This is a genomic window from Amorphoplanes digitatis, from assembly GCF_014205335.1.
GTDB lineage: Bacteria > Actinomycetota > Actinomycetes > Mycobacteriales > Micromonosporaceae > Actinoplanes > Actinoplanes digitatus.
The window spans coordinates 5348930-5372516 of sequence record NZ_JACHNH010000001.1 but is presented as its reverse complement, the minus strand read 5'-3'; the positions used below and the strand labels follow the sequence as shown (position 1 = coordinate 5372516).

Annotated in this window: 22 protein-coding genes and 1 pseudogene; 19 read left to right on the top strand and 4 right to left on the bottom strand. The window is 71.5% G+C overall.

Annotated elements, in window-relative coordinates:
- Positions 1 to 7 precede the first annotated feature (7 nt).
- Complete coding sequence (locus BJ971_RS23480; protein WP_184995386.1) at positions 8 to 223, bottom strand: aminoglycoside adenylyltransferase domain-containing protein; 216 nt, start codon at positions 221 to 223, stop codon at positions 8 to 10.
- Here BJ971_RS23480 and BJ971_RS23475 point away from each other — a divergent pair.
- Genes BJ971_RS23475 through BJ971_RS23455 form a run of 5 tightly spaced genes read left to right on the top strand, consistent with a single transcriptional unit; the run spans position 222 to position 2890 of the window.
- On the top strand, positions 222 to 614 hold the full coding sequence (locus BJ971_RS23475) for a hypothetical protein (RefSeq protein ID WP_184995385.1): 393 nt from the start codon (positions 222 to 224) through the stop codon (positions 612 to 614). The two genes, BJ971_RS23480 and BJ971_RS23475, sit on opposite strands and share 2 nt — an antisense overlap.
- A gap of 49 nt (positions 615 to 663) precedes the next feature.
- The gene (locus BJ971_RS23470) at positions 664 to 1575 is read left to right on the top strand and encodes an SPFH domain-containing protein (RefSeq protein WP_239087784.1); all 912 of its coding nucleotides are present in this window, start codon (positions 664 to 666) and stop codon (positions 1573 to 1575) included.
- 4 nt (positions 1576 to 1579) lie between these two features.
- Entirely contained in the window at positions 1580 to 1795 is a 216-nt protein-coding gene (locus BJ971_RS23465) for a type II toxin-antitoxin system antitoxin (protein WP_184995384.1), read from the top strand.
- A gap of 1 nt (position 1796) precedes the next feature.
- Positions 1797 to 2423: a GOLPH3/VPS74 family protein gene (locus tag BJ971_RS23460; RefSeq protein ID WP_184995383.1), complete on the top strand. Its 627-nt coding sequence runs from the start codon at positions 1797 to 1799 to the stop codon at positions 2421 to 2423.
- A 20-nt stretch (positions 2424 to 2443) separates the two neighbouring features.
- On the top strand, positions 2444 to 2890 hold the full coding sequence (locus BJ971_RS23455; protein ID WP_184995382.1) for a group II truncated hemoglobin: 447 nt from the start codon (positions 2444 to 2446) through the stop codon (positions 2888 to 2890).
- A 1-nt stretch (position 2891) separates the two neighbouring features.
- Here the strand turns inward: BJ971_RS23455 and BJ971_RS23450 are convergent, their stop codons facing one another.
- Positions 2892 to 3233 carry a VOC family protein gene (locus BJ971_RS23450; RefSeq protein WP_184995381.1) on the bottom strand — a complete coding sequence of 114 codons (342 nt, stop codon included), beginning with the start codon at positions 3231 to 3233 and terminating at the stop codon, positions 2892 to 2894.
- 154 nt (positions 3234 to 3387) lie between these two features.
- Between BJ971_RS23450 and BJ971_RS23445 the strand changes: the two genes are divergently transcribed.
- The 11 genes and pseudogenes from BJ971_RS23445 to BJ971_RS23395 all read left to right on the top strand — a co-directional run.
- Positions 3388 to 4722 carry a TolB family protein gene (locus BJ971_RS23445; protein ID WP_203709623.1) on the top strand — a complete coding sequence of 445 codons (1335 nt, stop codon included), beginning with the start codon at positions 3388 to 3390 and terminating at the stop codon, positions 4720 to 4722.
- Positions 4723 to 4861: 139 nt separating this feature from the next.
- Positions 4862 to 5422 (top strand): HD domain-containing protein, encoded by a 561-nt coding sequence (locus BJ971_RS23440; RefSeq protein ID WP_184995379.1) that lies wholly within the window; start codon positions 4862 to 4864, stop codon positions 5420 to 5422.
- Complete coding sequence (locus tag BJ971_RS23435; RefSeq protein WP_184995378.1) at positions 5419 to 6018, top strand: nucleotidyltransferase domain-containing protein; 600 nt, start codon at positions 5419 to 5421, stop codon at positions 6016 to 6018. The genes BJ971_RS23440 and BJ971_RS23435 overlap by 4 nt, the downstream gene beginning before the upstream one ends.
- A gap of 74 nt (positions 6019 to 6092) precedes the next feature.
- Positions 6093 to 6704, top strand: coding sequence for a dihydrofolate reductase family protein (locus BJ971_RS23430; protein ID WP_184995377.1), 612 nt, complete (start codon positions 6093 to 6095; stop codon positions 6702 to 6704).
- Positions 6705 to 6743: 39 nt separating this feature from the next.
- On the top strand, positions 6744 to 7346 hold the full coding sequence (locus tag BJ971_RS23425; protein ID WP_184995376.1) for a GrpB family protein: 603 nt from the start codon (positions 6744 to 6746) through the stop codon (positions 7344 to 7346).
- Between the two features lie 194 nt (positions 7347 to 7540).
- On the top strand, positions 7541 to 11209 hold the full coding sequence (locus tag BJ971_RS23420; RefSeq protein WP_184995375.1) for a nitrate reductase subunit alpha: 3669 nt from the start codon (positions 7541 to 7543) through the stop codon (positions 11207 to 11209).
- Positions 11209 to 12876, top strand: a complete 1668-nt coding sequence (gene narH, locus BJ971_RS23415; RefSeq protein ID WP_184995374.1) for a nitrate reductase subunit beta — start codon at positions 11209 to 11211, stop codon at positions 12874 to 12876. Before BJ971_RS23420 ends, narH begins: the two co-directional genes overlap by 1 nt.
- On the top strand, positions 12873 to 13499 hold the full coding sequence (gene narJ, locus BJ971_RS23410; RefSeq protein WP_184995373.1) for a nitrate reductase molybdenum cofactor assembly chaperone: 627 nt from the start codon (positions 12873 to 12875) through the stop codon (positions 13497 to 13499). Before narH ends, narJ begins: the two co-directional genes overlap by 4 nt.
- A complete protein-coding gene (gene narI, locus BJ971_RS23405; RefSeq protein ID WP_184995372.1) occupies positions 13496 to 14218 on the top strand; it encodes a respiratory nitrate reductase subunit gamma in 723 nt (240 codons plus the stop codon). The genes narJ and narI overlap by 4 nt, the downstream gene beginning before the upstream one ends.
- Entirely contained in the window at positions 14215 to 15414 is a 1200-nt protein-coding gene (locus tag BJ971_RS23400) for an MFS transporter (RefSeq protein WP_184995371.1), read from the top strand. The genes narI and BJ971_RS23400 overlap by 4 nt, the downstream gene beginning before the upstream one ends.
- Positions 15415 to 15636: 222 nt before the next feature.
- A pseudogene (locus tag BJ971_RS23395) lies at positions 15637 to 16137 on the top strand (LuxR C-terminal-related transcriptional regulator); the annotation flags it as partial.
- Here the strand turns inward: BJ971_RS23395 and BJ971_RS23390 are convergent.
- On the bottom strand, positions 16088 to 18430 hold the full coding sequence (locus BJ971_RS23390; protein ID WP_184995370.1) for a M48 family metalloprotease: 2343 nt from the start codon (positions 18428 to 18430) through the stop codon (positions 16088 to 16090). The pseudogene BJ971_RS23395 and the gene BJ971_RS23390 sit on opposite strands and share 50 nt — an antisense overlap.
- A gap of 62 nt (positions 18431 to 18492) precedes the next feature.
- Positions 18493 to 18978 (bottom strand): hypothetical protein, encoded by a 486-nt coding sequence (locus BJ971_RS23385; RefSeq protein ID WP_184995369.1) that lies wholly within the window; start codon positions 18976 to 18978, stop codon positions 18493 to 18495.
- Between the two features lie 213 nt (positions 18979 to 19191).
- Here BJ971_RS23385 and BJ971_RS23380 point away from each other — a divergent pair, with 213 nt between their 5' ends.
- The 3 genes from BJ971_RS23380 to ppk2 all read left to right on the top strand — a co-directional run bounded on the left by BJ971_RS23380 (position 19192) and on the right by ppk2 (position 23583).
- Entirely contained in the window at positions 19192 to 19725 is a 534-nt protein-coding gene (locus BJ971_RS23380; protein ID WP_184995368.1) for a DUF1269 domain-containing protein, read from the top strand.
- 175 nt (positions 19726 to 19900) lie between these two features.
- Entirely contained in the window at positions 19901 to 22705 is a 2805-nt protein-coding gene (locus tag BJ971_RS23375) for a cation-translocating P-type ATPase (protein ID WP_203709621.1), read from the top strand.
- 17 nt (positions 22706 to 22722) lie between these two features.
- Positions 22723 to 23583 (top strand): polyphosphate kinase 2, encoded by an 861-nt coding sequence (ppk2, locus tag BJ971_RS23370; protein WP_239087783.1) that lies wholly within the window; start codon positions 22723 to 22725, stop codon positions 23581 to 23583.
- Positions 23584 to 23587 lie beyond the last annotated feature (4 nt).

Genomic DNA, 23587 nt, shown 5'->3' with positions numbered 1-23587 from the left:
CCGCTACTCACCCGGGCGCCGTCGCCGCGAGCACGTGGTCGAGCAGTTCCGCTATGGCGTGCTCGTCGACCACGGTCGCCGGGTCCCGCTCGTACTGCTCGATCGCCTGCCGGACGGCCGTCAGCCGGTGGCGGCGGCCGAGTGCCCACCGCGCGGCCTGAGCCTTGGAGCAGTGCGCGTTCTCGACCGCGAAGTGCCAGATGCGGCAGGCGGTGAGAACCATGAAGGCGGCGTGCGCGTCGTCGTCGGTGCGCGATCGCCAGGTCCGTAACCAGTGGCGGCCGCGGTCGACGACCCAGTCGGCCCGCCTCGGACGTCACGACGTGCAGATCGATGCCCGCCGCGTCGCTGGCATCCGCCTGACGCAGCAGGCGCTCGACGGCCGCCGCCCGCGCATCGGTGAGGCCGCCGTCGACGACGGCGAGCAGGTCGATGTCGCTGCGGCCGGGGCGGAATCCGCCGGCGGACAGGGAACCGTGCAGGATCACCGACCGGGCCGTGGCGCCGGCGATGTCGGCGATGGAGCGGGCGAGCGACCCGGCGGCGGCCATGGCGGCCGATTCGTCGGCTCGGGGCACCCGCGACAGGTTACCGGGCCCGGCTTGGAAAAGTGATATCACTTTGCTAGTCTCGGGACATCAATCATCGCGAAGGAGCCCCACGTTGACTGAACACCTCGATCTGCCGGCACCGCAGGTACGCGAGCGCATCGCCCGGGGAGCCTCGGGCTGGCCGGTCCTCGCCGTGAGTGTCCTGGCGATCGTCCTCGGCGGCGTCGCCTGCGTCGTTGGCGCGCAGCAGGAGAACGCCGCGGCCGTCTGGGGCCTCATCGGCCTCGGCGCCGTGCTCGGACTGGCCGCTCTGATCGCCCTCGCCGGCCTCACCCCGGTCTCGCCCGGCGAGGCCCGCGTGATTCAGCTCCTCGGCCGCTACACCGGGACCGTCCGCACGGACGGACTCCGCTGGGTCAACCCGCTCACCGCCCGGCGCCGGGTCTCCACCCGCATCCGCAACCACGAGACCGACGTGCTCAAGGTCAACGACGCCGACGGCAACCCCATCGAGATCGCCGCCGTCGTCGTCTGGCAGGTCGAGGATACCGCCCGCGCCGTCTTCGAGGTCGACGACTTCATCGAGTTCGTCGCCATACAGACCGAGACCGCGGTCCGGCACATCGCCAACAGCTACTCCTACGACTCGCACGACACCGCCGCGATGTCCCTGCGCGACAACGCCGACGAGATAACCGCCCGGCTGTCGGAGGAGATCGGCGTGCGGGTCGCCGCCGCGGGAGTGAAGATCATCGAATCCCGGCTGACCCGCCTGGCCTACTCGCCCGAGATCGCACACGCCATGCTCCGCCGGCAGCAGGCGAACGCCATCGTCGCCGCCCGTACCCGCATCGTCGAGGGTGCGGTGGGCATGGTGGAGATGGCGCTGACCCGCCTCGCCGAGAACGACGTCGTCGACCTCGACGAGGAGCGCAAGGCCGCGATGGTCAGCAACCTGCTGGTCGTCCTCTGTGGCGACCGGGACGCCCAGCCCGTGGTCAACACGGGAACCCTCTACTCCTAGGCACATGGCCACCGAGCGGAAGAAGCTTCTCCTGCGGCTCGATCCCGCCGTGCACGACGCGCTCGCGCGCTGGGCCGGTGACGAGCTTCGCAGCACGAACGCGCAGATCGAGTACCTGCTGCGCAAGGCACTCGCCGACGCCGCCCGCCTGCCCGGCGGGGTCGGCCGGATGCGCGGACCCGGCAGACCACCCACCACGCCCGAGCCGGAAGAGGAATGACATGGCGGTACCCGACAGCCTTCCGCAGCGGATCTACCTGCTGGCCTTCAACCCGGACAAGGGCCGGGTGGGCATGGGCACCAACCTCGGCGCCATGCTCCGCGCCGCGGCGCTCGCCGACCTCCACCTCGACGGCCGCCTCATCGACGAGGGTGGCCGCGCCGCCGCCGTCGTCCGGCGGGCCGGCCACGATCCCGTGCTGGAGGCGCTCCTCGCGGAGATCGCCGCCTCCCGGCCGCGCAAGTGGCAGCACTGGGTCGGCCGCCGTCACCGCGCCGCCATCAGCGCGGTACGCCGCCAGCTCGCCGACAACGGCTGGGTCCGGCTCCAGCCACACCGGATCCTCGGGCTGTTCCCCACGACCAGGGTGACCATCCGCGACCCCCGCGTACGCAAGGAGCTCCTCGGCCGGGTCCGCGGCGCCCTGAAGGACCCCATCGGCCGGGTCGACGCCGCCGACGCCGCGCTGGTCGCCATCGTCACCGCGGGCGAGCTCAACCTGGTCCTCGACCGCCGGGCCAGGCGCGCCGGCAAGCGGCGCATCCAGGAACTCACGGACCTCAGCGCGCCGATCGGCACCGCGCTGCGCAGATCGATCCAGGCCGCCGCCGCGAGCAGCGCGGGCTGATCCGGTGGCATCCTGAAGTCATGTCAAGCGTGTACGAGGCCGCCGGCGGCGCCGAGGGCCTGCTCCACCTGGCCGGCGCCTGGCACCGGCGGGTGATGGACGACGAGGTCGTCGGCCACGCGTTCAGCCACGGCTTCCACCCGCGGCACACCGAGCGCCTCGCCGCGTACTGGGGAGAGGCCCTCGGCGGGCCGGCCACCTATTCGGAACGCTACGGCGACGAGACCTCGGTCGTGCGGATGCACAGCGGCAACGGCGCGCACGAGGAGATGGACCGCCGCGCGATCGCCTGTTTCGACCAGGCCCTGGCCGACGCCGGCCTCTCGGCGGAGCCGCTGCGCGGCGTGCTGCACGACTACTTCGCCTGGGCCACCACCACGACGATGGCGCGCTATCCCGAGTCCGCCGACGACGTCCCCGCGGGCCTGAGCATCCCGCGCTGGAACTGGGACGGCCCGCAGGCCTGAATCAGATCGCGACCGGGTGCCGCGGCTCGTAGAGGCCGAGCTCGCTGCCGCCGGGCAGCCGCAGCGCCGTGCGCACACCCCAGCGCTCCTCGGTGACCGCGGTGCACTCGACGCCCTTGGCGGACAGCTCCGCCATTGTCGCCTCGAGGTCGTCGCACATGAGGTAGAGCTCGTGTGCCGGCTCGCCGTCGGCCGGATGCATCGCCACCTCGGCCGGCGGGAGCCGGAAGATGAGCCAGCCGTGGCCGGCGTCGACGTGCGGGTAGCCGAGCGTGTCCCGGAAGAAGTCGCGGTCGGCCTCCGCGTCACGGCTGTAGATGATCACGTGAGCGCCATTGATCATTCACCGACCATAACGCGGGGCAAGGGCGCCTGAACTCCCCTTTGCGGCATCCATTTATGATCATGTCTCGATCAAGTCATCGACCCGTACCACCAACGTCGGCTGGTGGTACGGGCGACACCTCATGTGAAGGGACACCATGAAGAGAGCTCCATTGAGCCGACGGGCCGGCATCGCGCTGTGCTGCTGTTGCGCGGCCGTCGCCGCGCTGGCGACAGGGCTACCGGCGCACGCCGACGGCGTGCCGGCCACCACGACCGCGATCAGCGTGACCTCCGACGGCCGGAACCCGGCGGACGACTACAGCCGGGAGCCCGCGCTCTCGGCCGACGGCCGGTACGTCGCCTTCTCGTCGGAGTCCAGGACGCTCGTGCCCGGCGACACCAACCGCACCTCCGACATCTTCGTCCGCGACCGGCAGACCGGCAGCACGGAGCGGGTCAGCCTCGCCTCCGCCGGTACGCAGGGCAACAAGGCGAGCGACAGCCCGTCGATCTCCGCCGACGGGAGGTTCGTCGCGTTCATCTCCCGCGCCACGAACCTGGTGGCCGGCGACACCAACGGCCTGCGGGACGTCTTCCTCCACGACCGGCAGACCGGCACCACGCAGCGGATCGGCCCGGAGGGTGGCGCGGATCCGGACTCGGAGAGCTTCAACCCCGCGATGTCGGCCGACGGCCGCTTCGTGGCCTTCGAGTCGGTGGCCGGCAACCTGGTGACCGGCGACACAAACGACATGCACGACGCGTTCGTCTTCGACCGCGAGACCGGCCGCATCGAGCGGGTCAGCGTCGACGACTACGGGCGGCAGGCGAACGACCTCAGCATCAACACGTCGATCTCCGCCGACGGCCGCTACGTGGCGTTCGTCTCCTGGGCGTCCAACCTGGACGTCCGCCCGGACACCAACCGCGCCATGGACGTGTTCGTTCACGACCGCCGCACCGGCAGCACCCAGCGGGTCAGCGTCGCCGCGAACGGCACGCAGTCCCCGGGGCCCAGCCACGTCGCGCAGATCTCCGCCGACGGCCGGCACATCGCGTTCGAGTCCGACGGCAACCTGGTCGCCGGTGACACCAACAACGAGGCCGACATGTACGCCCTCGACCTGGCCGCCGGCGAGCTGACCTGGGTCAGCCGGGAGGACTTCCGGCACCAGGGCGAGGCGCCGGGCCGCACACCGACACTGACGCCGGCGATCTCGGCCGACGGCCGATACGTCACGTTCATCTCCGGCCAGCACGGCCTCGTTCCGAACGACTGGAACGCCCGATGGGACGTCTTCGTGCGGGACGTGCAGACCGGCGGCATCGAACGCGCCACCATGGCACACGACGGCACGGAGTCCGCCGGATCAAGCCACGACGTGGCCATCTCCGCGGACGGCCGCTACGTCGCGTTCGACTCGACCGCGAAGAACCTCGTGCCCGGCCCGGACGACAGCTGGGAGACCAGCCCCCGCGTCTTCCTGCGCGACCGCGGCAACTGACACCACGATGACGCCCGCCGCCCGTCCGGCGGCGGGCGTCACCACCGCTGTCCGATCCTCGTTCGGCGCGGGGGCTCGATAGGCTCGCCTTCGGACTTCAGTACGCGTGCGCATCTCCGACCGCGAGGAAGGAACACAGGTGCCAGAGGACGCCGAGGCGATCGCAGCATTCGGGTACGAGCTCGGGCTGTTGAAGCGGATCCGCCGCACCGGATGGTGGCACGCCGGAGTCCGCGACCCGGAATCGGTCGCCGAGCACACGATGCGCACCGCGCAACTGGCCGCCCTCATCGCTGCTGAGGAAGGCGCCGATCCCGCTCGCGCAGCGTTCCTCGCCCTGTGGCACGACACCCAGGAGACCCGCACCGGCGACCTGCCGCACACCGCTGCCGCCTATCTGGCCAAGCCGGAGCCGCGCCGGATCACGGCAGACCAGACCGAACGCCTTCCCGACCGCTCCCGGAACATGGTCCGCGCTGCCGTCGACGAGTACGAGTCACGCCAGACGCTCGAAGCGCTGTGCGCCAAGGACGCCGACAAGCTGGAGATGCTCCTCCAGGCCATCGAATACCGCGACATCGGCGTGAGCCGAGTCGACGGCTGGATCGACTCGGCCCGCAAAGATCTCAGAACCGAGACGAGCCGGCGGATCGCCGAGGCCGCGGTGACCTTGTCTCCTCTCGTGTGGCGCGATCGATGACGCCTGACCTCGATGCGTGGGAGGCGTGGAGTCCGCGGGTGATCGCCGACCGCCTGGCCGGGATCGAGCCGGCCTGGTGTGTGGCGGCCGGTTGGGCGCTCGACCTGTTCCGGGGTGTGCAGACCCGTCCGCACCACGACCTTGAGATCGCGGTCCCGGCCGCCGGGTTCGCGCAGGTCGCGCCCCGCTTCGGCGACTGTGACTTCTACACGACGCACGACGGCACGGTCCGGCCCGCCACCGCGGACACGCTGCGGGTCAGCCACCAGACGTGGGCGCTCGAACGCGCGACCGGCAAATGGCGCCTCGACGTGTTCCGGGAGCCGCACGACGGCGACGTCTGGATCTTCCGGCGTGACGATCGCATCCGCCGGCCCTATGCGGACGTCATCCGGCGGACGCCGGACGGCATTCCGTATCTGGCGCCCGAGATCGTGTTGCTGTTCAAGGCGAAATCCCCACGGGACAAGGACGAGGCCGACTTCCGGGGCGTGCTCGCCTCGCTGGACCCGGGCGCGCGGCGGTGGCTCGACGAAGCCCTGGCGGTGATCAGCCCGGCCCACCCGTGGCGGGCGGCGATCGACGTGTCCGGGTGATTTCCGCGCCGGGACGTGATCCGATGGCGGGGCGGTCCGCGCCCGGTACCGCCCGACACGAAGGGATCACCGCGATGGCAAAGGTCATCTCCTCGCTGTTCGTCTCCGCGGACGGCGTGGCCGAGGTCGACCCCGACTGGCATTTCCCGTACTTCGACGAGAACATGGGCCGCGCCGTCACGGAGGACTACGACGTCGCCGACGTGCTGCTCATCGGCCGCGAGACCTACGACAGTTTCGCCGGGGCGTGGCCCGGCCGGGAGGCGGCGGGCGGGGACGACGCGCCGTTCGCCAAGCGGATCGGCGACCTGCGCAAGGTGGTCGTGTCCCGCCAGGCGCTGGAGTTCTCCTGGCGCAACTCCGAACTGATCAAGGGTGAGCTCGTCGAGGCCGTCACCGCGCTCAAGGCCGACGCCGGCATCAAGGGCATCCTTGTCTGCGGCTCGATCTCCGTGGTGCGGCAGCTGTTCGCCGCCGGGCTGATCGACGAGCTGCGCCTGCTGGTCCACCCCGTGATCGCGCGCAAGGGCCGCCGGCTCTTCGACGACGGCGACGTGCCGTATCACCTGAGGGTGACCGCGACCGAGGTCTTCCCGACGGGCGTGATCCGCGTGATCTACGCGCTGGCCGAGACGCCCGCCAAGGTCGGCTACGAGGAAATCACGGAGCTGGTGCCCGACGCCTAGTAGTAGGCTGGCCGACTTTGAACTTTTAGGAGGTTCGAGTTGGCCGAGTACCCGCGCGAGATCACACAGCGCTTCCACGGCACCCCGGAGCAGATGGCCATCGCCCTGGTGGGTGACCCGCCGACGAGGTGGCAGGCCGTCGTCATCGAGGACTACGACCCCGGCTGGGCGGATCGGTTCGCGGCCGCCCGCCGGTCGATTCGGGAGGTCCTCGGCGAGCTGGTCGTCGGCGTCGAGCACGTCGGCTCCACCTCGGTGCCGGGCCTCGCCGCCAAGCCCATCGTCGACATCGACCTGCTCGTCACCGACGTCGCGGACGAGTCCGGCTATCTGCCCGCGCTGGCGACGCTCGGGTACCGGCTCCTGCTCCGCGAGCCGTGGTGGCACGGGCACCGGATGCTGGTCAGCGCGGCGGAGGACGTACACCTGCATGTCTGGCCGCCGGAGGCGCCCGAGCCGGTGCGGCACCGGCTCTTCCGCGACTGGCTGCGCGCACACCCCGACGATCTCGACCTGTACGCCGCGACGAAGCGGCGCCTGGCGCGGGAGACCGCGGAACGGCCCGGCGACTACAGCCTCGCGAAGAACGCCGTCATCGATGACATCTACGCGCGCGTCTTCGCGGCGGGGAAGCCGGCCTGAGCCGGCGGCGGCAGGGGCACGCGGGATCGTACGCGATCGCCGGCCCCGTCCGCGCGACTTCCGGTCACCTTCCGCTGGCCCGGTGTGCCTGCCGGATTCGGGACCTTCGGCCCCTGTGGATCCGGCACGATCGGAGTGGAGTGATCCCCGGATCGCGTGATCCCACGGGTCCGTGGACTGGGGGACTGAGGCACATGGCGGGCGCGGCCGAGGGTGCGGGACGGGCACTACTGGCGGTGGGCGGGCTGGTGCGGCGGGCCGAGGTCTCCGCCGACGGCCGGACGCTGCACCAGATCGGCGGCCGGGAGGCGGACGCGTTCTACCGGGACCGTTGGTCCTACGACAAGGTTGTCCGCTCCACGCACGGCGTGAACTGCACCGGGTCCTGCTCGTGGAAGGTGTACGTCAAGGACGGCATCATCACCTGGGAGCAGCAGCAGACCGACTATCCCAGCGTCGGCGCGGACCGGCCGGAGTACGAGCCGCGGGGCTGCCCCCGCGGCGCGGCGTTCTCCTGGTACACGTACTCGCCGACGCGGGTGCGCTACCCGTACGCGCGGGGTGTGCTCGTCGAGATGTTCCGCGAGGCCAAGGCGCGCCTGGGCGGCGACCCCGTCGCCGCCTGGGCCGACATCCAGGCCGACCCGGAGCGCCGGCGGCGCTACCAGCGGGCCCGCGGCAAGGGCGGGCTGGTGCGGGTGAGCTGGGACGAGGCGCAGGAGATCGTCGCCGCCGCGCACGTGCACACGATCGCGCGGCACGGACCGGACCGGGTGGCGGGGTTCTCGCCGATCCCGGCGATGTCGATGGTGTCGCACGCGATCGGCGCCCGGTTCCTGTCGCTGATCGGCGGCTCGATGCTGTCGTTCTACGACTGGTACGCGGACCTGCCGGTGGCGTCGCCGCAGATGTTCGGCGACCAGACCGACGTGCCCGAGTCGGGCGACTGGTGGGACGCCTCGTACCTGGTGATGTGGGGCTCGAACGTGCCCGTCACGCGTACGCCGGACGCGCACTGGATGGCCGAGGCCCGCTACCGCGGGCAGAAGGTCGTCGTGGTGTCGCCGGACTACGCCGACAACGTGAAGTTCGCCGACGAGTGGCTGCCCGCGCAGCCCGGCACCGACGGCGCCCTCGCGATGGCGATGGGCCACGTGATCCTCAAGGAGTTCTTCGTCGACCGGAGCACGCCGCGGTTCGCCGACTACGTCTCGCGCTTCACCGACCTGCCGTACCTGATCACGCTGGAGCCGGTCGAGGGCGGCGGCCACCGGCCCGGCAAGTTCGTCACCGCCGCCGACCTGGGCGAGGCCGGCGCCGAGGCGGCGTTCCGGCCGGTCGTGTGGGACACCGTCACGGACGCGCCGGCGGTGCCGAACGGGTCGCTGGGTGACCGGTTCGGCGAGGCCGGCGCCGGCCGGTGGAACCTCGACCTCGGCGCGATCGTGCCCCGGCTGGGCTGCGCGGGTGGCGCCGCCGTGCAGGTGGCGCTGCCCCGCTTCGACAACGACACGCCGGAGCTCATGACGCGCGGGGTGCCGACCGTGCGGGTGGCGGGGAGGCTGGTCACCACCGTCTACGACCTGATGCTCGCGCAGTACGGCGTGTCGCGTCCCGGCCTGCCGGGTGTCTGGCCGAGCGGCTACGACGACCCGGCGGTGCCGTACACCCCGGCGTGGCAGGAGCCGATCACCGGCGTGCCGGCGGCCGCGGTGGCGCGGATCGCCCGGGAGTTCGCCGACAACGCCGAGCGCTCGGGCGGCCGGTCGATGATCCTGATGGGCGCGGGCACCAACCACTGGTTCCACTCCGACACCACCTACCGGGCGATGCTGGCGCTGACCACGCTGACCGGCTGCCAGGGCGTCAACGGCGGCGGCTGGGCGCACTACGTCGGGCAGGAGAAGTGCCGGCCGGTGACCGGCTGGTCGCATCTGGCCTTCGCACTCGACTGGGTACGCCCACCGCGACAGATGATCGGCACCGCCTTCTGGTACCTGCACACCGACCAGTGGCGCTACGACCGCTACAGCGCCGACGTCCTCGCCTCGCCGCACGCCAAGGGCGAGTTCACCGGCCGGCACACCGCCGACCTGCTCGCCAAGTCGGCGCGGCTGGGCTGGATGCCGTCAATGCCCACCTTCGACCGCAACCCCCTGGACCTGGCCGAGGAGGCCCGGGCCGCCGACCCGGACGACCCGGCCGGCTACGTGGCGCGGGAGCTGGCCGACGGCCGGCTCGGGTTCGCCTGCGCCGACCCGGACGCGGAGCGCAACTGGCCGCGGGTGCTGACCGTGTGGCGGGCGAACCTGCTCGGCTCCTCGGCCAAGGGCAACGAGTACTTCCTGCGCCACCTGCTGGGCACCGACGCGTCCCTGCGGGCGCGGGAGACGGAGCCGGACAAGCGGCCGCGGGACGTGGTCTGGCACGACGAGGCGCCCGAGGGCAAGCTCGACCTGCTGCTGTCGCTGGACTTCCGGATGACCTCGACCACGCTCTTCTCCGACGTGGTGCTGCCCGCCGCCACCTGGTACGAGAAGCACGACCTGAACACCACCGACATGCACCCGTTCATCCACGCGTTCACCCCGGCGATCAGCCCGCCGTGGCAGACCCGCACCGACTTCGACGCCTTCCACGGCATCGCCAAGGTCTTCTCCGAGCTCGCCGGGCCGCGCCTTGGCGTGCGGGAGGACCTGGTCGCGGCGCCGCTGCTGCACGACACCCCCGACGCCATGGCGACACCCGGCGGGGTCGTGCGGGACTGGAAGACCGGCGAGGCGCCCGCGGTACCGGGAAGGACGATGCCGAAGTTCGTCGTCGTGGAACGCGACTACGGCGCGGTCGCCGCGAAGCTGGGCGCGCTCGGGCCGCTGCTCGACAAGCTCGGCACCACCACCAAGGCGGTCACCGTCGACGTCAAGCCGGAGATCGAGTTCCTGAAGAAGGTCAACGGGACCGTGCGCGGCGGCGTCGCCGACGGCCGGCCCCGCCTGGACACCGACATCCGCGCCTGCGAGGCGATCCTCGCGCTGGCCGGCACCACCAACGGCCGGGTCGCCACCGAGGGCTTCGAGTTCCTCGAACGGCGTACCGGTCGTAAGCTGGCCGACCTGTCCGCCGAGCACGAGGGCAAACAGATCCGTTTCGCCGACTGCCAGTCCCGGCCGGTGCCGGTGATCACGAGCCCGGAGTGGTCCGGCAGCGAACACGGCGGGCGCCGGTACTCGCCGTTCACCATCAACGTCGAGCGGCTCAAGCCGTGGCACACCCTGACCGGACGCCAGCACTTCTACCTCGACCACGACTGGATGCAGGAGCTCGGCGAGGAGCTGCCGGTGTTCCGGCCGCCGCTGGACATGCACAAGCTCTTCGGCGAGCCGCGCCTGGGCGGCAACGGCGAGCTGGAGCTGACCGTCCGCTACCTGACCCCGCACTCGAAGTGGTCCATCCACTCCGAGTACCAGGACAACCTCATCATGCTCACGCTGTCGCGGGGCGGGCCGACGATGTGGATGAGCGAGGCCGACGCCGCGAAGATCGGCGTCACTGACAACGAGTGGATCGAGGCCGTCAACCGCAACGGCGTCGTGGTCTGCCGCGCCGTGGTGACGCACAAGATGCCCGAGGGCACCGTCTACATGTACCACGCGCAGGAGCGGGTCATCGACGTGCCGAAGGCCGAGACCAACGGACGCCGCGGCGGCATTCACAACTCGCTGACCCGGCTGCTGATCAAGCCGAGTCACCTCATCGGCGGGTACGCGCAGCTGTCGTTCGCGTTCAACTACCTCGGCCCGACCGGCAACCAGCGCGACGAGGTCACCGTCATCCGCCGCCGATCGCAGGAGGTCGAGTACTGATGCGTGTCATGGCGCAGATGTCCATGGTGATGAACCTCGACAAGTGCATCGGGTGCCACACCTGCTCGGTCACCTGCAAGCAGGCGTGGACCAACCGCTCCGGCGTCGAGTACGTGTGGTTCAACAACGTCGAGTCCCGCCCCGGGCAGGGCTATCCGCGTACGTATGAGGACCAGGACCGGTGGCAGGGTGGCTGGACCCGGACCCGCAGCGGGCGGCTCAAGCCCCGCGCGGGCGGCCGGATCAAGAAGCTGCTCAGCATCTTCGCCAACCCGAAACTGCCGGCCATGCAGGACTACTACGAGCCCTGGACCTACGACTACGAGCACCTGCTCACCGCGCCGGCCGGGGGCACCGACACGCCCGTGGCCCGGCCGAAGTCGCTGCTCACCGGCGAGGACACCAAGGTCACCTGGTCGGCCAACTGGGACGACTCGCTCGCCGGCGGCAACGAGATCGCCGCCGGCGACCCGGTGCTCCGGCAGCTCTCCGATCAGGTACGCCAGGAGTACGAGAAGGCGTTCCTGTTCTTCCTGCCCCGCATCTGCGAGCACTGCCTCAACCCGTCCTGCGCCGCGTCGTGCCCGTCGGGGGCGATCTACAAGCGCGCCGAGGACGGCATCGTGCTGGTCGACCAGGACCGGTGCCGGGGCTGGCGGATGTGCGTCACCGGCTGCCCGTACAAGAAGATCTATTTCAACCACCGCACCGGCAAGGCCGAGAAGTGCACGTTCTGCTTCCCCCGCATCGAGATCGGGCAGCCGACCATCTGCTCCGAGACGTGCGTCGGCCGGCTGCGCTACCTCGGCCTGATGCTCTACGACGCCGACCGGGTCGGCGCGGCCGCGGCCGTGAAGGACGAACACGACCTGTACGACGCCCAGCGCTCGGTGTTCCTCGACCCCCACGACCCCGAGGTGGTCGCCGCGGCCCGCGCGGCGGACATCCCGGACGACTGGATCACCGCGGCGCAGCGGTCACCCATCTGGGATCTGATCATGAAGTACGAGGTGGCGCTGCCGCTGCACCCGGAGTACCGGACCATGCCGATGGTCTGGTACATCCCGCCGCTGTCACCGGTCGTGGACATCCTGCGCGACACCGGTCACGACGGCGAGGACCTGAACAACCTGTTCGGCGCCGTCGATGCGCTGCGCATACCCGTCGACTACCTCGCCGGGCTGTTCACCGCCGGCGACCCCGGCCCGGTGACCGGGGTACTGCAACGCCTCGCCGCGATGCGCGCCTACCAGCGGCGGATCAACCTCGGCGAGGAGCGCGACGAGTCGCTCGCCTCCACCGTGGGGATGACGGGGCAGCAGATGGACGACATGTACCGCCTGCTGGCGATCGCCAAGTACGAGGAGCGTTACGTCATTCCGGCCGCGCACGCCGAGGACGCCCACCACCTGGAGGCGCTGGGCACCGAGTGCAGTCTCGACTTCGAGGGCGGCCCGGGGATGGGTGGGTCGGGGCCGTTCGGTGAGGCTTCCGGCACCCCGGCGCCGATATCGGTGGAGAACTTCCACATGCTGCGCGACCGGCAGACCGCCGACTCGGTCGCCGCGCCGGAGGACAAACAGGCCCGGGTCAACCTGCTCAACTGGGACGGCAAGGGCCACCCCGAGGGGCTGTTCCCGCCGAGGAAAGACGAGGGCGCGCCGTGACCGCCGAGCCGGCGTGGCGGGCCGTCGCCGCCCGCGCCGCTTCGCTGCTGCTGCGCTACCCGGACTGGGACGTGCTGGCGGCACTGCCGACGCTGGAGGCCGCGCTCGGCGGCCTGCCGGCCGCGGTGGCACACCCGCTGCGGCTGGTCGCCGAGCATCGCGGGCACACCGATCCGGGCAGGCTCGTCACCGCGTACGTCGAGCTGTTCGACTTCCGCCGCCGGTGCTGCCTGCACCTGACCTACTACACCGCGGGCGACACCCGCCGGCGGGGCGAGGCCCTGGTGCTGTTCGCCGGTGCGTACAAGGCGGCCGGCCTGCGCGTGGTCGACGGCGAGCTGCCGGACTACCTGCCGGCCGTGCTCGACCTCGCCGCCGCCGCCGACGACGGCGGGTGGCGGCTGCTGCGGGAGAACCGGGTCGGGCTCGACCTGCTTGCCAAGGCGCTCGACGCCGAGGACTCGGTGTACCGCCACGTCATCGCGGCCGTCCGGGCGATGCTGCCGCCCGCGCAGCCGGGTGACATCGCCGCCGCGATCCGGCTGGCCCGGACCGGGCCGCCGGTCGAACAGGTCGGCCTGGAGCCGTTCGGCCCCGTCGACACCACCGGAGGCCGCAGATGAGCACCCTGCTCTGGGTCGTCTACCCGTACCTGGCCGTCGCCGTGCTCGTCGGCGGTCTCATCTGGCGCTACCGCTACGACAAGTTCGGCTGGACCACCCGCTCCTCGCAGCTCTACGAGTCGGCGGTGCTGCGCTGGGGCAGCCCGATGTTCCACTTCGGCGTCCTCATGGTCCTCGTCGGCCACATCGGCGGCCTGCTCATCCCGAAGTCGTGGACCGAGGCCGTCGGCGTCACCGAGCACGCCTACCACCTGATGGCCGTGTTCGTCGGCACCGTCGCCGGATTCTGCACCCTGATCGGCATGGCCATCCTCATCGCCCGCCGCCGGTTGACCGGGCCGGTCTTCGCCGCGACGACCAGGAACGACAAGGCCATGTACGTGGTGCTCGCCGCGGTGATCGTCCTGGGCCTGTTCGCGACGCTCCGGGCGAACGTCGCCGGTGACGGCTACGACTACCGCGAAACCATCTCGCCGTGGTTCCGCTCGCTGTTCTACCTCAGCCCGGACCCGGAGATCATGGCCGGCGTCCCGTTCGCCTTCCAGATCCACATCATCGCCGCGTTCGCGCTGTTCGCGTTCTGGCCGTTCACCCGCCTCGTGCACGCCTTCAGCGCGCCCGTCGGCTACCTGACCCGCCCGTACGTCGTCTACCGCAGCCGCGACGCCCGCGCCGGCCTGCGCCCCGCCCGCCCCGGATGGGAGGGCCCGCCGCGATGACCACAGCCACCACGGCGAAGCGCGGTGCCACGCTGAACCTGGCGCTGGCCACCGTCGGATTCACGATCAACTTCTGGGCCTGGGCGCTGCTCGGCCCGCTCGGCCCCGGCGTCAAGGAACGCCTCGGCCTCAGCTTCGCGGCGCAGTCGCTGCTGGTCGCGGTGCCCGTCGTGGTGGGCTCGCTGGGCCGCATCCCGGTCGGCGCGCTCACCGACCGGTACGGCGCCCGGATCATGTTCCCGATCGTCAGCCTCGCCACCATCGTGCCGGTGCTCACCCTGACCGTCGTGTCCTCGTACCCGGCGCTGATCGTCACCGGGTTCTTCCTCGGCATCGGCGGCACCACCTTCGCCGTCGGCGTGCCGCTGGTCTCCGGCTGGTACCCGCCGGCCCGCAAGGGCTTCGCCATCGGCGTCTTCGGCATCGGCACGGGCGGCACCGCCATCGCCAACTTCACCACCGTCAAGCTCGCCGAGACCTACGGAAAGAACACCCCGTTCGTGCTCGTCGCCGCCATCCTCGCCGGCTACGCCGTCATCGCGGCCCTGTTCATCCGCGACGCACCCGGCCGGCAGCGGCCCGCCGGCTCCGCGTGGGCGCGCACCGCCGAGGTGGGCCGGCTCGCCGTGACCTGGCAGCTCTGCTTCCTGTACGCGGTGAGCTTCGGCGGCTTCGTCGCGTTCAGCGTCTACCTGCCCGCGTACCTGCGTACCGTCTACGAGCTGAGCGCCAACGACGCCGCGCTGCGCACGGCCGGCTTCGTGGTGCTCGCCGTCATCGCCCGGCCAACCGGCGGATGGCTCTCCGACCGGTTCCACCCGGTGCCGGTGCTCGTCTGGTGCTTCTCCGGCACCGCACTGTTCGCCGTCGTCCAGGCGTTCCAGCCGGCGCTGATGCCCGTCGCCACCATCGCCTTCCTCGGCCTGGCCGCCCTGCTCGGCGCGGCGAGCGGCGCCGTGTTCGCCCTCGTCGGCAAGGTCGCACCCACCGACAAGGTCGGCACCGTCACCGGCGTCGTCGGCGCCGCCGGCGGGCTCGGCGGCTTCGTGCCGCCCCTGGTCATGGGCTGGGTGTACGGCGTCGAGGGCTCCTACGCCATCGGGCTCATGCTGCTGTCCGATGTGGCCCTGGCGGCCGCCGTCTACACCGCCGTCAAGATGAGCGGCCTCGCCCGCGCGGGTCAACCTGGGCGGTAGGCCACCTACCGCGCGGGTATGACGACCGGCCCGGCCCGGTCGGCTAGGGTGCGGCGATGCACCCCCAGGAAGCCCAGGTACGGCGGGGTACTGGGACGTTGTCGCGGTTCACCGGGCTGGGCGAGCGGCGGCCGGTCCTCGTCGACGTGATCGCGGCGGCGGCGGTCGCCATGGTCAGCCTGATCCTGGTCATCGGGCAGCAGCCGCAGGAGTACCGGCGATTCGACGCGCTCGATCCTCGCCGCGGCCGACGGCCACCCGCCGCGGATCCTGATCCTGACCACCTTCGACCTCGACGACTACGTCTACGCGGCGCTGCGCGCCGGCGCGAGCGGCTTCCTGCTCAAGGACACCCCGCCGGAGCGGCTCATCGCCGCGATACACCTGATCGCGGCCGGCGACATGCTCTTCGCGCCGACCGTCACCCGGCGGCTGATCGAGGCGTACGCCCGCCGCTCCCGGCCGGAGCCGGAGCCGGTCGACCTGGGCGGGCTCACGGCCCGGGAGTCCGAGGTGCTGCGCCTTGTCGCCCGCGGCATGAGCAACACCGACATCGCCGGGCGGCTGGTGGTCAGCGAGGCGACGGTGAAGACGCACCTCAACCGGACGATGTCCAAGCTGGGCCTGTCAAGCCGGGCGCAGGCGGTGGTGGTCGCGTACGAGAGCGGCCTGGTCACCCCAGGGCATGCTCCAGCCAGACGCGGTAGGCCGGGGGCAGGATGAGTGCGGACAGGAACACGATGGCCACGACGAGCAGACCCAGCGCGACGCCCGCGGGTATGCCGATTCGGGCCGGCGCCGCGTTCGCCGATTCACCGTCGGCGCCGGTGGGAGGCCGAGCCCGGTACCGGCGGTGCAGTGCGCCGAGCGCGCTGGCGGCGACCAGGGCGGGAACCGCGACGAGCAGGGCCTGCATCATGATCCAGTGGGCCCGGATGCCGAGCAGTCGCAGGGTCATGCCGTCGAGGCACTGCCCCGTCGGCGGCGAGGTTCCCGCGAAGTCGGCGTAGCAGGCGAACGGACCGGCGATGTAGGTGTCCACGGCCGCGGCGAGGACCGTCGTCAGGCAGGCGGTCAGCACGACCAGTACGGGCCGGTATGGCCCGCGGCGGGTCACCACCACGGTCATCGCGACGGCGACGGCGACGGCGACGGAGGCCAGGACCAGGGTGGCGTTGTCGTAGACCGTGACGAAGGGGACTCCGCCGTCGTCGGCCGCTCGCACCCGGCCGGGCAGGACCTGCCTGGCCAGATAGGGTAGTGCCGCTACGGCGACGGCCAGGCCCGCCGCGCAGGTGATTGCGGCGACGATTGCCGGCCCCAGAGGGATCGGCCGGGACCGTGGGCGGCCGAGACCGGCCAGCACGGGTATCAGCCACATCAGCATCAGGCCGGGCAACGTGAACGGGTTGTACACCAGCAGCGCCATGGGCCAGAAGTCGGCCCCGGCCACCGCCGTCACCCATGCGTACCATCCGATCTGCCCGCCTGCCGCGGGTGAGCCACCCGATTCGGCGGCGAAGCCGTCCTCGAGCAGGGCGGTGCGGAGCCACACGGCGAACCAGACCGCGCCCACGAGAACCGTGACCGCGACGATGGCCGGCATCGCCCAGTGCGGAGGATCGGGCCGTCGGAGCACGCCCCGGGCTGCCGATGTGGCCCAGGCGGCAAGGAACACCGCGCCGATCGCCAGCACAGACGTCGAGATGAGCGATGACGACAGGCTCGTCGAGAGTCCGGAGACAGACGCCTCCCGCAGGTTCAGGAAGGTTCCGGCCAGGTAGCCGCCGACCATGGCGACGGGGTACAGCAGCCACGTCCGCCACGTCGGCGTCGCCGCCGGATCCCGCGCCGTGGTCCGCCAGATCGCGGCGGCGAGCAGCCCGGCCGCCGGCCCACCCACGACCAGCCCCACCGCCGACACGGCCAAACTGGCATCGGCAAGGATGGTCGTGCCCACCAGGAAGCCGACGTTGGCGCAGACCAGGCCGGCGGCGATGCCGATGCCGGCCAGTTCCCAGAAGCCGGCCGGGTACCACCGGCCGGGGTCGCGGACCGCGTCCAGGCGGTGCCGCGGGTGGGGATGGGTGCCCCATCGGCGCCACGCCGGCGGTGCGGGTAGGCGGCCGAGCACCGAGGGCAGTGCGCTGCCGGCGCCGTCGACCGCCGCGGACGTCGCGTCCGCATGGGTCTCCCGCTCCCGCAGGATGGCGTTGCGGGTCAGGTAGACGAGCGCGGTCAGCGCGGCGAGGGAACCGAGCCGGTAGGCGGCACCAGCAGGGTTGTGCGCGAACGGGAAATCCTCCCAGCGCCATTCCAGCGGCGCGATGAGCAGGCCCGGATGCAGCATGAGGACGAGGTACGGAAGCACAACGACGACGACGAACGCCCTCCAGGTGCCGACCGCGAAGTAGGTCTTGTCCACGTCGGAGTTGCGCAGGTGAGCCAGCTCGTGCAGCACCACGGCGCGGAACTCCGCCGGACTCGTCGCCCGCAGTATCACCAGCCCGGCGTCGATCTGGACGTACCGATGCCACGGCAGGCCGAAGGCCTGGCCGCCGGCGGTCCCGGCGTACGGAGCGAGTCGCCAGTCCGGTGGGCGGGGCAGCCCGATCTGGCGACTGAGCCGGTCGAGGTCGCCGACCAGCGCGGCCTGACCATCGGCCGTGAGGCTTCTGAGCCGCCGTCGGCGAACGATCCACCATGGATGGGTGAGATAGGCGACGGTGGCCGCCCCGAGCAGCACCACCACGCCCGCGCCGACGAACGCCACCCGATCGAGCGTGACCGGATTCATGCATGACTGCAGGCGCCGGCTGGCCTCTCGGATCTTGCGTGGGTCGGCCGTGGCCAGCGCCGCCGGTAAATCGGCGTCGGCCTGGCACACCTGCAAGGCATCGTTGAGGTGCGCCGCCTTGGCCGGGAGGAGGAGATAGATGCTGATGAAGGCCAGCCCGCTGGTGGCCACTACGGCGGCGATGAGCAGTAGGAAGCGCAACAGCGATGCGGTCGGCACGTTGCCTTGACCGCGGACAGGCGCCGGCGGGGCATCCTCCGCGCGGTCAGGCGCGGGCGGCATCACGTTCCGTCTTGGGTCAGGCCCTGCCCGGCGACGGCGTCGGCGATGAGCTCGGCCTGGTCGGCCGGCACGCCGCCCTTCAGCGCGACCCGCTCGACGATCTGCCGTACGTGTGACCACTGCTCGGCGGTGAGCACCAGTTCCGGGCCCGGCGTCACCTCCGCGGCCGCGCCCCGCTTGAACAGCCGCCGCAGGGCCGCGGCCGTGACTTTCGTGCCCCGCTCGGCCGCGCTCTCCACCAGGTAGCGGACGGTCTCGTTCGTGGCCGCGAGCAGCACCGGCGTGAGCAGCACCGTCAGCTCCGGCAGACCGAACGCCAGCGGGCCGAGGGCCTTGTCCCGGTCCCGGCGGCTGAACCCGCTCGGATCCGCGAAGTACGCGTCGCTGAGGAGCAGGAACAGGTCGCCCTGTTCGGCGGGGGAGAACTCCGCGACCAGCGGTTCCGCGAGCTCGCGTAACAGCGCCTCATCCAGGTCGGCACTCAACGGGCACCTCCGGTGCAGGGATCCCAGGCGCATCAGCATAGTCAGTGCTCGATGGCTGGGAGTGCCGCTCGGCGGTGTCTCGATTGGAGTGTCGGGACGAAACGGAACGCCCTCCTCCGGTTGCGCTTTTCATCTGCGGGGAGTGAGGCGGTGTCCGTTTTGTCGGGCCATCGTCATCGGGGGACAGGAAGTCGGCCTGAGAAGGGGACGAGCATGGCTATCGACACGTTCATGGTCTTCGTCGCGGTGTATCCCGATGCCGCGGCCGCGGAGGCGGACTACGAGCTGGTGAAGGACCTGCATACCGAGGCGAGGCTGATCGACGCCTACGACGCCGCCGTGGTGGAGCGGCGCGCCGACGGCAAGGTGAAGATCGTCAAGAAGCACGAGACGCCGACCAGGGTCGGCGGGGTGCTGGGCGGCGGCGTCGGGCTCGCCACCGGCCTGGTCGTCGCGCTGTTCCCGTTCGCGGCGATCGGCGGCGGCCTGCTGGCGGCCACCGCGGCCGGCGGGGCCGTGCTCGGGTCCGTGGCGGGCCACGCGGCGGCGGGGATGAGCCGTAAGGACCTCAAGGAGCTCGGCGAGCACCTCGACGAGGGCCAGGCGGGGCTGGTCGTGGTGGCGGTCTCCGACATGGGCGCCAAGGTCGAGCGGGCGATGAAGCGCGCGGCGAAGGTGGAGTCCCGGCGGCTGGAGGCCGACACCGCCGCGATCGAGCAGGACGCCAAGAACGCCTCCGCCGAGTAGACGGAGCACCATCGGCGGGACCCGCGCCCGGCCTCTCCGGCGCCGGGTCCGCCGATGATGCCCGGCCTGGCCCGGAAACCATCCCCGTCGGATGAGGAGTACCCGTCACCATCGGGTGACTCTTGGCGGGCATGTCGGCGGGACCCACCATGCCGACAGTGCGAGGGGGACCTCAGTGACGAACGGCACCAGCACCATCGAGCAGAATCCACCCAGCACGGCCGGCGGGCAGCAGACCTGGTATGCACAGGACCCCGCCGCGGTGCTGACCGCGCTGGGCAGCGACGCCGAGCACGGGCTGAGCCGCGCCGAGGCGGCCACCCGGCTGTCGCGGTACGGCCCGAACCAGATCGCCCGCGAGAAGCCGCCGTCGGTGTGGGCCATCACGCTTCAGCTGGTGCGCGACCCGATGAACCTCATGCTGATCGGCGTCGTGGTGGTGAGCCTGCTCATCGGCGAGGTCTCGACGGCCGTCATCGTCGGCCTGCTCATCGCGCTGAACCTGGTCCTCGGCGTCCGTCAGGAGCTGACGGCCCGGGCCAGCGTCGACGCCCTGTCGAGGATGCAGGTGCCCGAGGCCCGGGTGCTCCGCGAGGACGAGACGGTGATCGTGCCGGCCGCCGACCTGGTGCCGGGCGACGTCGTGCACCTGGAGGCCGGCGACCTGGTGCCGGCGGACGGGCGCCTGCTGCGCGCGGCCACGCTGGAGACCCAGGAGGCCGCGCTGACGGGGGAGAGCGCACCCATCGCGAAGAACGCCGCCACCCTGCCGCCCGGCGACGTCGCGCTCGGCGACCGCGCCAACATGGCGTTCCAGAACACCTCGGTCACCCGCGGCACGGCCGCGATCGTAGTCACCGAGACCGGTATGCGCACCCAGATGGGCCAGATCGCGACCCTGCTGACCGGGGTGACCCGGACGCGGTCGCCGTTGCAGCGCGAACTCGACTCGCTGACCAAGGTGCTGGGCGTGGTGGCCTGGACGGCGGTCGCCTTCATCGTCGCGGTGGGCTGGATTCGCGGCATGGAGCTGGACGAGCTCCTGCTGCTGGGCACCGCCATGGCCATCTCGGCCATCCCGACCGGCATGCCGGCGTTCGTCTCCGGCCTGCTGTCCGCCGGCGCCAAGGACCTGGCGCAGGCCAAGGCCGTGGTCAAGAACCTCACCGACGTGGAGACCCTGGGCGCCACCAGCGTCATCAACACGGACAAGACCGGCACGCTGACCATGAACGAGATGATGGTGTCCGTCATCTACGCCGACGACACCTGGTACTCCGTGGAGGGCGAGGGCTACCGCAAGTCCGGGCGGATCACCTCGGTCGCCGGTGCCCCGGTGCCGGACTTCACCAACCTGGCCATGGGCGTCGCCCTGGACAGCGACGCCACGGTGCGCGACGACGGCGGGGTGGTCGGCGACCCGACCGAGGCGGCCCTGGTGGTGCTCGCGGCCAAGCTCGGCGTCGACGCGGAGGAGACCCGGCGCGCCTATCCCCGCCTGGCCGAGGTGCCGTTCGACTCCGACTACAAGTTCATGGCCACGTTCCACCGGATCCCGCTGGGCGGAACGGAACGGGTGATCGAGCTGGTGAAGGGCGCACCGGACGTCGTGCTGGCCCGCTGCGCCTGGGCCGGCGGCCCGCTGCGGGAGCAACGGACGCCGATGGCGGAAGCGCGCGCGGGCATAGAGGCGGCCAACCAGCGCATGGGCGGCCAGGGCCTGCGGGTCCTCGCGTTCGCGGCGCGGTTCGTCGAACCGGACGAGCTGCCGGCGGTGGAGGCGGACCCGATGTCGCTCACCCGGGAGCTGGGCTTCGTCGGCATGGTCGGGATCGTGGATCCGCTGCGCGCCGAGGCCAAGCAGGCCGTCGGTGTCGCGCTGCGCGCCGGGATCGACGTCCGGATGATCACCGGGGACCACGCGGTCACGGCCCGGGCCATCGGTGAGACGCTCGGCCTCGGCCCGGGCGCGATCAGCGGCGCCGAGCTACAGGAGATCTCCGACGAGGAGCTGGTCCGGCGGCTGCCGCAGCTGCACGTCTTCGGCCGGGTCACGCCGCAGGACAAGCTGCGGCTCGCCCGGGCGATGCAGGAGCAGGGCTCGATCGTCGCGATGACCGGCGACGCGGTAAACGACGCCGCGGCGCTCAAGCAGGCCGACATCGGCGTGGCGATGGGCAGCGGCAGCGAGGTCACGAAGCAGGCCGCCCGGATGATCCTCACCGACGACAACTTCGGCACGCTGGTGCACGCCGTCGAGATCGGCCGGCGGGTCTACGACAAGATCGTGGCGTACGTCCGGTTCCAGATGACGCAGCTGCTGGGGCTCGTCATGCTGTTCGTCGCGGCCACCGCGTTCAACATCAACGAGGGCGTCGCGCTGACCCCGTCGATGGTGCTCTACCTGCTGTTCACCGCGACCGCGGTCGGCGTGATCGTGATCGCCGTCGACCCGGGCGATCCCGAGGTCATGCGGCGGCCGCCGCGCGATCCGCGGATCACCATCACCAACCGCGGCGCCGTCCTGCTCTGGCTGCTCTACGCCGCCGCGCTGTTCGTGGCCGCCCTGGTGCCGCTGGTCGCCGGCCCGGACGCGCCGAGCACGACCGCGCCCAGCGCGTCGCTGACCATGACGTTCGTGGTGATGGGGCTCGGCACGGCGTGCAACGCGCTGACCAACCGCCGCGACCCGGCCACCGGGCTGGGCCCGCCGATCCTCAAGGCCGCGGCGATCGCCCTGATCACCGTCGCCTTCGTCGTCCTGGCCACCCAGGTCGAATTCCTGCGGCAGAGCCTGCTCACCCAGCCGCTGACCGGTCCGCAGTGGCTGGCCGGCATCGGGCTCGCGCTGGTCCTGCCGGCGGTCATCGAGACGGTCAAGTGGATCCGCCGCTCGCGGACGCCCCGGGCGCCGCTCGACGTACACCTGGCGGTCGAACCGCGGCGCGCGCGGGCGGACGACGTGCCGGCAGCCGGCTGATCAACGGAGGAACCGACATGGCCAAGCACCAGCCGACCGCCGACCGCGGGGCGGACGAGACCGCCCTGATGGCCGAGCTCGAGTCCGGGGGCGGCAAGCCGCAGCCCCGGATGAAGCGCAAGGAGTACCTCCGCGAGCTGCGCCGCCTGCACGGCGAGCTCGTCGCCATGCAGGAGTGGGTGAAGAGCACCGGCGCGAAGATCTGCGTCCTGTTCGAGGGGCGCGACACGGCCGGCAAGGGCGGCACCATCAAGGCGATCACGGAACGGGTGAGCCCCCGGACCTTCCGGGTCGTCGCCCTGCCCGCGCCGAGCGAGCGCGAGCGCTCGCAGATGTACCTGCAACGGTACGTGCCGCACCTGCCCGGCGCCGGCGACGTGGTCATCTTCGACCGGAGCTGGTACAACCGTGCCGGCGTCGAGCGGGTGATGGGATTCTGCACCGAGGAGCAGGCGAAGGGTTTCCTGCGGGTCACCCCGGACGTCGAGCGTGCCATCGTGGACTCCGGGGTCATCCTGCTCAAGTACTGGCTCGAGGTCGGACCGGACGAGCAGACCAGCCGCCTGGAGAGCCGCATCAACGACCCGCGCAAGGTCTGGAAGCTGTCCGACCTGGACCTGCTGTCGTACAGCCGGTGGTACGACTACGCCCGCGCCCGGGACGAGATGTTCCGCGCCACGGACTCGGCCTGGGCGCCCTGGTACGTGGTGCACAGCGACGACAAGAAGCGGGCCCGGCTCAACATCATCAGCCATCTGTTGAGCAGCGTTCCCTACACCCCGCTGGAGCACCGGGACGTGACCCTGCCGAAACGGCAGAAGGCACACGGCTACGACTCCGGCCATCTGATGGTCCGGCACATCCCGACGCCGTTCTGAGCCG